Genomic DNA, 6459 nt, shown 5'->3' with positions numbered 1-6459 from the left:
GACGGGCGCCGCCCGGGCGGCCGCGGGCTCCGGCGCCGCCCCCGCGGCGGACCGCCGCACCGTCGCGGTCCTCGGCGGCGGGGTGGCCGGGCTGACCGCCGCGCACGAGCTCGCCGAGCGCGGGTACGCCGTCACGGTGTACGAACGCCGGGCGCTCGGGGGCAAGGCCCGCAGCATGGACGTCCCCGGCAGCGCCCGGGGCGGGCGGCGCCCCCTGCCGGCGGAGCACGGGTTCCGCTTCATCCCCGGCATCTACCACAACCTGCCCGACACCCTGCGGCGCATCCCCTTCCCCGGGAACCCCAACGGGGTGTGGGACAACCTCGTCGCCCCCCGCGAGATGATGTTCGCCCGGTCGGGCGGACGCGAGGACCTGCGCGCCCCCGTCCCCTGGCCCGGCCACTCCCCCGCCGGGCTGACGCCCGAGGAGATCGGCCGTGCCCTGACCGGGATCCTCCAGACGCTGGTCCGGCTGCCCGCGCACGAGACGGCGTACTTCGTCAACCGCGTGCTCGTCTTCCTCACCAGCTGCGACGAGCGCCGCGAGGAGGTGTGGGAGCGCACCCCGTGGTGGGAGTTCACCCGGGCGGCGCGGATGTCGACCGAGTACCAGCGCATCCTGGCGATCGGCGTCACCCGCAACATCGTGGCCACCAAGGCCGAGGAGGCCTCCACCCGTACGGTGGGCACCCTGGGCGAGGCCTTCGTCTTCAACCTCCTGGGGCGCGGCGCCGACGGCCCGCCGGACCGGATCCTCAACCTCCCCACCAACGAGGCCTGGATCACCCCGTGGGAGACCCACCTGCGCTCCCTCGGAGTGGAGTTCAGGATCGGCTGGACCGTCGAGGAGGTCCGCTGCGAGGGCGGCCGGGTGAGCGGGGTCGCGGTGCTGGAGCCGTCCGGGGCGCGCCGTACGGTCACCGCCGACCACTACGTCAGCGCGCTGCCCGTCGAACACGCCCGCCGTACCTGGAGCCCGGCCCTGCGGGCCGCGGACCCGATGCTGGGGCGCTGCGACGCGCTCCGGACGGACTGGATGACCGGCATCCAGTTCTACCTCACCGAACGCGCCCCGCTCGTCCACGGACACCTCAACTGCATCGATTCCCCCTGGTCGTTGACCGCGATCCAGCAGGCCGAGCACTGGCCCTCCCGTGACTTCGCCGCCGACTACGGCGACGGGACGGCCGTGGACTGCCTGTCCGTGGACGTCTCCGAATGGGACAGGCCCGGGATCCTGTACGGGAAGACGGCCAAGGAGTGCACGCGCGAGGAGGTGGCCCGCGAGGTGTGGGCGCAGCTGAAGGCCTCCCTGAACGACACCGGGGCCGCTCCGCTCCGGGACGCCACGCTGCACTCCTGGTTCCTGGACCCGGGGGTCGACGGCCTCGGCACACCGCACCCCACCAACCAGGACGAGCTGCTCATCCATCCCACCGGCACCTTCCACAACCGGCCGAGTGCGGGGACCCGCGTCCCCAACTTCTTCCTCAGCGGGGACTACGTGGCGGTCGACATCGACCTCGCGACGATGGAGGGCGCGAACGCCTCGGCCCGCGCGGCGGTCAACGCCCTGCTGGACCGGGAGGGTTCGGCGGCGGACCGGTGCACCGTCACCGGTCTCTACCGGGCCCCCGAGGTGGAGTCCGCCAGGCGGCACGACCTGTGGCGCCACCGTCTCGGACTGCGGAACGTCTTCGACGTGGGCTGAGGGGGCCGGGTTACCGTCCGGGTATGACGACGGCGAGTGTGGGAATGCTGCTGCGCACCTGGCGGGAGCGGCGCGGGATCAGCCAGCTGGAGCTGGCGGGCCGCGCCGACTCCTCGTCCCGGCACATCAGTTTCGTGGAGAACGGCCGGTCCCGGCCGAGCGAGGAGATGGTGCTGCGGCTCGCGGACCACCTCGACGTGCCGGTGCGGGAGCGCAACGCCCTGCTGCTGGCGGCCGGTTACGCGCCCCGGTACGCGCACACCCCGCTGGACGCGCCCGCCATGGGCGCCCTGCGCGCGGGCATGGAGCAGCTGCTGAGCGGCTACGAGCCGTACCCGGCGCTGGTGGTGGACGGGACGTACACGGTGGTGGCGGCCAACCGGGGCATCGCGATGCTGCTGGACGGGGTGCCCGAGGACCTGCTGGAGCCGCCGCTGAACGCCATGCGGCTGACCCTGCACCCGCGCGGGCTGGCCCCCAGGATCCGCAACCTGCGCCAGTGGCGCGGTCACCTGCTGGAGCAGATGGAGCGGCAGATCGCGCTGTCGCGCTCGGAGCCGTTGCGCGCCCTGTACGAGGAGGTGGCGGCGTACCCGCTGCCGCCGGAGCCGGAGCCGGGGTCCGACCCGCTCCGGCCGGGCGGCGCGGACGACGGGGAGGCCGGCGAGGAGCCGGTCCCGTACATCGCGCTGCCCCTCGTGATCGAGCACGACGGGCACCTGCTGTCCTTCGTGTCCTCGATCTCGACCTTCAACACGCCGCTGGACGTGACGGTCGCCGAGCTGGCCATCGAGACCCTCCTGCCCGCCGACCCGGCGACGGTGAAGTACCTGCGTTCACTGGCTCCCTGAGCCGGCCGCGCGCAGCGCCAGCTGCTGGAGCAGCGCGAAGCAGGCGACGATGAGCGCCTGCGCCGGGATCCACACCGCGCCGGCCGTGGTGGGAGAGAACCAGAGGGCGAGCGACAGCAGGCTGAGGGCCGCCCAGGCGTAGTTGACCTCGATGACGAACCTCACCGGGAGGACCGGCGGGCGGTGGCGCGAGGCGAGCAGGCCGACGCCCGCGCCGAAGGCCGTGAGGAGGAGACCGAGTCCCAGCAGGGCCGGCCCGGCGACGCCGAGCAGCCGGCCGAGGGGTGCGCTGAAGACGGCGTAGGCGAGGCCGTTGCCKGTGGTGACCACGGCGTCGAGGGCGAGGAAGCGGCGCAGCGCGGTCTGCGGGACGGTGGTGCGGGCGAAGCCGGCGAACAGGGTCGCGGACATGGCGGATCAGCCTCCGTCGAGGTCGGTCGGTGGATGTCGGGGGTGCGGGTCCCGGAGCCGAGTGCGCGGCCCCGGAGCCCGTGGACCCCACTGTGCCCGCCCACCGGAAAGGGGTCGATTACCTCCGGGGTCATGGCGGGGTCCGGGCGCGCCCGGCCGGGCACCGCCATTCCGGGAGGTGCTGGTTGGGGGGCGGGAACGGCGGCTAGGCTGCGCTGAAAACAAACTGATCGAACGTCTTGTCGACATATGGAGAATGACCCCGTGCGAGCCGCCGCCCGGCCCCACCCCGCCGGGGGTGAGGCGCCATGAGGACCACACGGACCATGCGCAGGCTCGGCGCCGACCTGCTGGCCGGCACGCGGACCACCGGGCCCGCCGACGTCGCCGGGATCATCGGCGCCCTCTGTGCCGCCTTCGAACGCCGGCGCGCCGGACGGCCGGTCGACTTCCACTTCGCCCCGTTCCCCCCGGACTCGGCCAGCGGGCTGTGGCTGGACCTCGACGACCGCGACCTGATCGTCATCGAGGCGCACACCCGCCCCGAGCACCAGCTCGTCATCGCCTGCCACGAGCTGTGGCACGTGGAGGAGGGGACTTCCTTCGACCTCGGTCCGGGCATGACGGTCGCCGCCCGCCTGACGGGGCGCCACGGCTGCCTGGCCGGACTCGTGGAGTCCGAGACCGGGCTGGCCTCGGTGATCCGGCAGGCCGCCGCCCGGGCCGACCTGGGGGACCCGGCGGAGATCCGGGCCGAGACCTTCGGTCTGCACCTGGGCAAACTGCTGCGGCCCTACCTCCAGGGCCCCCGGGAGGAGCGGTTCCCCGAGGCGATCGAGCGCATCAGCACCTCGCTCGGCTGGGGAAGTCCCACGCCCCGCCGGTGACCCGCGCCCCCACCGGCCGCCGCCCCCGCGCGCCGCTGCCCCGGCCGCGGCCCCAGACAGAGAGCACGCCACGATGAACCAGTCCTCCGCGTCCCGCCACGCCGTCGTCATCGGCGGCAGCCTGACCGGCCTCCTCGCGGCCGCCGTACTGGCCGAACACGCGACGGTCACCGTCATCGAGGCGGACGTGCTGCCCGAGGGCCCCGCGCCGCGCCGGGGACTCCCCCAGGGCCGCCACACCCACCTGCTCTGGTCGGGCGGGGCGCGCGCCTTCGAGCGGATCCTGCCCGGCATCACCGCCGACTGGACGGGCGCGGGCGCCCTGCGCCGCAGTCTGCCCACCGACCTGGCCACCATGACCGCGCAGGGCTGGATCTCGCGGTGCGGGGAGAAGCAGTTCAACATCTCCTGCAGCCGCGACCTCCTCGACTCGGTGGTCCGCGCCCGGGTGACCGGCCTCGACGGGGTCCGCGTCCTCCAGCGGAGCCGGGTCCGCGGCCTGGAGGGCACCGCGGCCCGGATCACCGGCGTCCGGGTCGACACCCCCGAGGAGCAGGACCGGCTGGTGACCGCCGACCTCGTGGTCGACGCGAGCGGACGCGGTTCGCGGGCCACGGCCTGGCTCGGGACGCTCGGCCTGAACGGCATCCGGCGGTCCGAGGTCGACTCCGGTCTCGTCTACGCGACACGGATCTTCGAAGCCCCGGCCGGGGCGCACGCGGCGGGGTTCCCCATCGTCAACGTGCAGTCCGATCCCCGCGTGCCCGTACCCGGGCGGACGGCCACGATCGTGCCCATCGAGGACGGCCGGTGGCAGGCCACCCTCTCCGGCACCCGGGGCGGCGAGCCGACCGCGGACCCCGACCTGTTCGTCCCGTTCGCCAAGGGGCTGCGGGACCCGATCGTCGGCGAACTGCTGGAGGGCAGGAAACCCCTGACGGACGTCGCCGTCACCCGGGGCAACGCCAACCGCCGCGTCTTCTTCGAGAAGGCGGAGCTGCCCGACGGCTTCTTCGCCGTGGGCGACGCCGTCGCCACCTTCAACCCGCTGTACGGGCAGGGCATGTCGGTCGCCGCGCAGGGGCTGCTGGCCGTACGGGAACTGCTCCGGGCGAAGGGGCTCGGCCACCCCGGCATCGGCCGCGCGGCACAGCGGGCGCTCACCCCGCGGGTGAGCACCGCCTGGGAGCTCGCCACGACGCAGGACATCCGCTACCCGGGGGCCACCGGCATGGAGCCGCGGCCGGGGGCCGGGCTCCTCGACGCGTACGTCGGACGGCTGATGACGGGCGCCACCACCGACGAGGTGCTCACCGCGGCCCTGTTCGACGTCATCACCATGAGCGACGCGCCCGCCCGCTGGCTGCGCCCGTCGGTGCTCTGGCACGTGCTGCGCGCTTCGGACCGGGGCGCGTCCCCGGTGCCTCCGCTCACCGCGGCGGAGCGGGCCGTCGGCGGGCTCTCCCCGGCGGCCGGACCGGCGGACCCGGCGGCCGGACCGGCGGACCCGGCGGACCCCGTCGACCCCCTCGGGCAGAGCCGGTGAGCGGCGGGATCCTGGTGCAGCTGCCGGGAATCCTGATGGTCCTGGCGCTGCTGATCAAGGCCCCGAGCATGCGCCGGGACTGGGACCAGCCCCTGAACCGGACCGCGTGCGCCCTGCTCGTCCTGGGCGCCCCCATCAACTTCCTGGCCTCGCCGCCGACGATCTCGGCGGTCAACCGGTTCACCGGCGTGGTCAACTTCTCCGCGCCCTTGGTGTTCTGCCTGGCCACGCTGTTCTCCGGGGCGTGCGTCGTCCTCGTCCTGCAGTGGCGCGGCGGGCCGCCCGCGGCCGTGCGACGGGCCACGCGGCGGACGATCGCCGTCTTCGGCGCGGCGGCCGTCGCGATCGTCGCGCTTTTCGTGATCGGCGACGCGCCGGTGGAGCGGCTCCAGGACCTGGACACGTACTACGCCACGACGCCCTGGATCCGCGAGATGATCGTCTGCTTCCTCGTGGCGCACACCGTGGGCACCTCGGCGCTGACCTGGCTGTGCGGGAAGTGGCTGTGGCGTGCGGACCGCTCGCTGCGCCCGTTGCGCAGCGGGCTGGCCCTGATCGTGCTCGGCGGGGCGCTGGACCTGTCCTACCTCGCCGCCAAGTGGGCCTCGGTGGCCGCCCGGTGGGCCGGCCGCGACTGGGTGTACCTGTCCACGGACGTGGCACCGCCGCTGGCCGCCGCGGCCGGTGTGATGGTCGGGGCGGGGTTCATCGTGCCCCTGGCCGGAGGCTCGGAGGCCTGGCGGGACTTCAGCCAGTACCGCAGGCTGCGCCCGCTGTGGAAGGCGCTGCGCGGGTTCGCGTCCCGCAACGTGACGACGGTCCCGCTGACCTGGTGGTCACCGGTGGGGATCCGGCTGGTCCACCGCGAGTCGGTGATCGACGACGGGCTGCTGGCCCTGGCCGGCTGGTTCGACCCCGAGGTGCGTACGGCGGCCTACGGGGCGGCGCGCCGGCAGGGCCTGGACGAGCCGGCCGCCTCGGTGGTGGCGGACGCCGCCATGCTCGCCGCGGCCTGCCGGCTGCGGGCGGCCGCCGACCGGGACGGCCCCGGCG

General features: G+C 74.5%; 6 protein-coding genes. 5 read left to right on the top strand and 1 reads right to left on the bottom strand.

Annotated features, from left to right (window positions below):
- Both AB4039_RS40880 and AB4039_RS40875 read left to right on the top strand, forming a co-directional pair.
- On the top strand, positions 1–1711 hold a 1711-nt coding region (locus tag AB4039_RS40880), incomplete at its 5' end, for a hydroxysqualene dehydroxylase (protein WP_442273175.1).
- Positions 1712–1734: 23 nt separating this feature from the next.
- On the top strand, positions 1735–2562 hold the full coding sequence (locus AB4039_RS40875) for a helix-turn-helix transcriptional regulator (RefSeq protein WP_266843747.1): 828 nt from the start codon (positions 1735–1737) through the stop codon (positions 2560–2562).
- Here AB4039_RS40875 and AB4039_RS40870 read toward each other — a convergent pair.
- Positions 2548–2973 (bottom strand): hypothetical protein, encoded by a 426-nt coding sequence (locus tag AB4039_RS40870; protein WP_442273174.1) that lies wholly within the window; start codon positions 2971–2973, stop codon positions 2548–2550. The genes AB4039_RS40875 and AB4039_RS40870 overlap by 15 nt on opposite strands.
- Positions 2974–3281: 308 nt before the next feature.
- Between AB4039_RS40870 and AB4039_RS40865 the strand changes: the two genes are divergently transcribed.
- The 3 genes from AB4039_RS40865 to AB4039_RS40855 all read left to right on the top strand — a co-directional run.
- Positions 3282–3860, top strand: a complete 579-nt coding sequence (locus tag AB4039_RS40865; protein ID WP_266843744.1) for a toxin-antitoxin system, toxin component — start codon at positions 3282–3284, stop codon at positions 3858–3860.
- Between the two features lie 73 nt (positions 3861–3933).
- Positions 3934–5406, top strand: coding sequence for an NAD(P)/FAD-dependent oxidoreductase (locus tag AB4039_RS40860; protein ID WP_442273173.1), 1473 nt, complete (start codon positions 3934–3936; stop codon positions 5404–5406).
- Positions 5403–6459: MAB_1171c family putative transporter (locus AB4039_RS40855; protein ID WP_442273172.1), on the top strand; the 1057-nt coding region annotated here is incomplete at its 3' end. The genes AB4039_RS40860 and AB4039_RS40855, both read left to right, overlap by 4 nt.

Origin of the sequence: Streptomyces sp. M-16 (assembly GCF_052114405.1) — a bacterium.
In the GTDB taxonomy this organism is placed as follows: domain Bacteria; phylum Actinomycetota; class Actinomycetes; order Streptomycetales; family Streptomycetaceae; genus Streptomyces.
Note: the sequence above shows the minus strand (reverse complement) of the source record. Positions and strands in the feature narration are given on the sequence as shown.

Bases quoted from the DNA above. Each gene is read 5' to 3' on its own strand.
- AB4039_RS40875 (WP_266843747.1), top strand. From the start codon at position 1,735: ATGACGACGGCGAGTGTGGGAATGCTGCTGCGCACCTGGCGGGAGCGG.
- AB4039_RS40865 (WP_266843744.1), top strand. From the start codon at position 3,282: ATGAGGACCACACGGACCATGCGCAGGCTCGGCGCCGACCTGCTGGCC.
- AB4039_RS40860 (WP_442273173.1), top strand. From the start codon at position 3,934: ATGAACCAGTCCTCCGCGTCCCGCCACGCCGTCGTCATCGGCGGCAGC.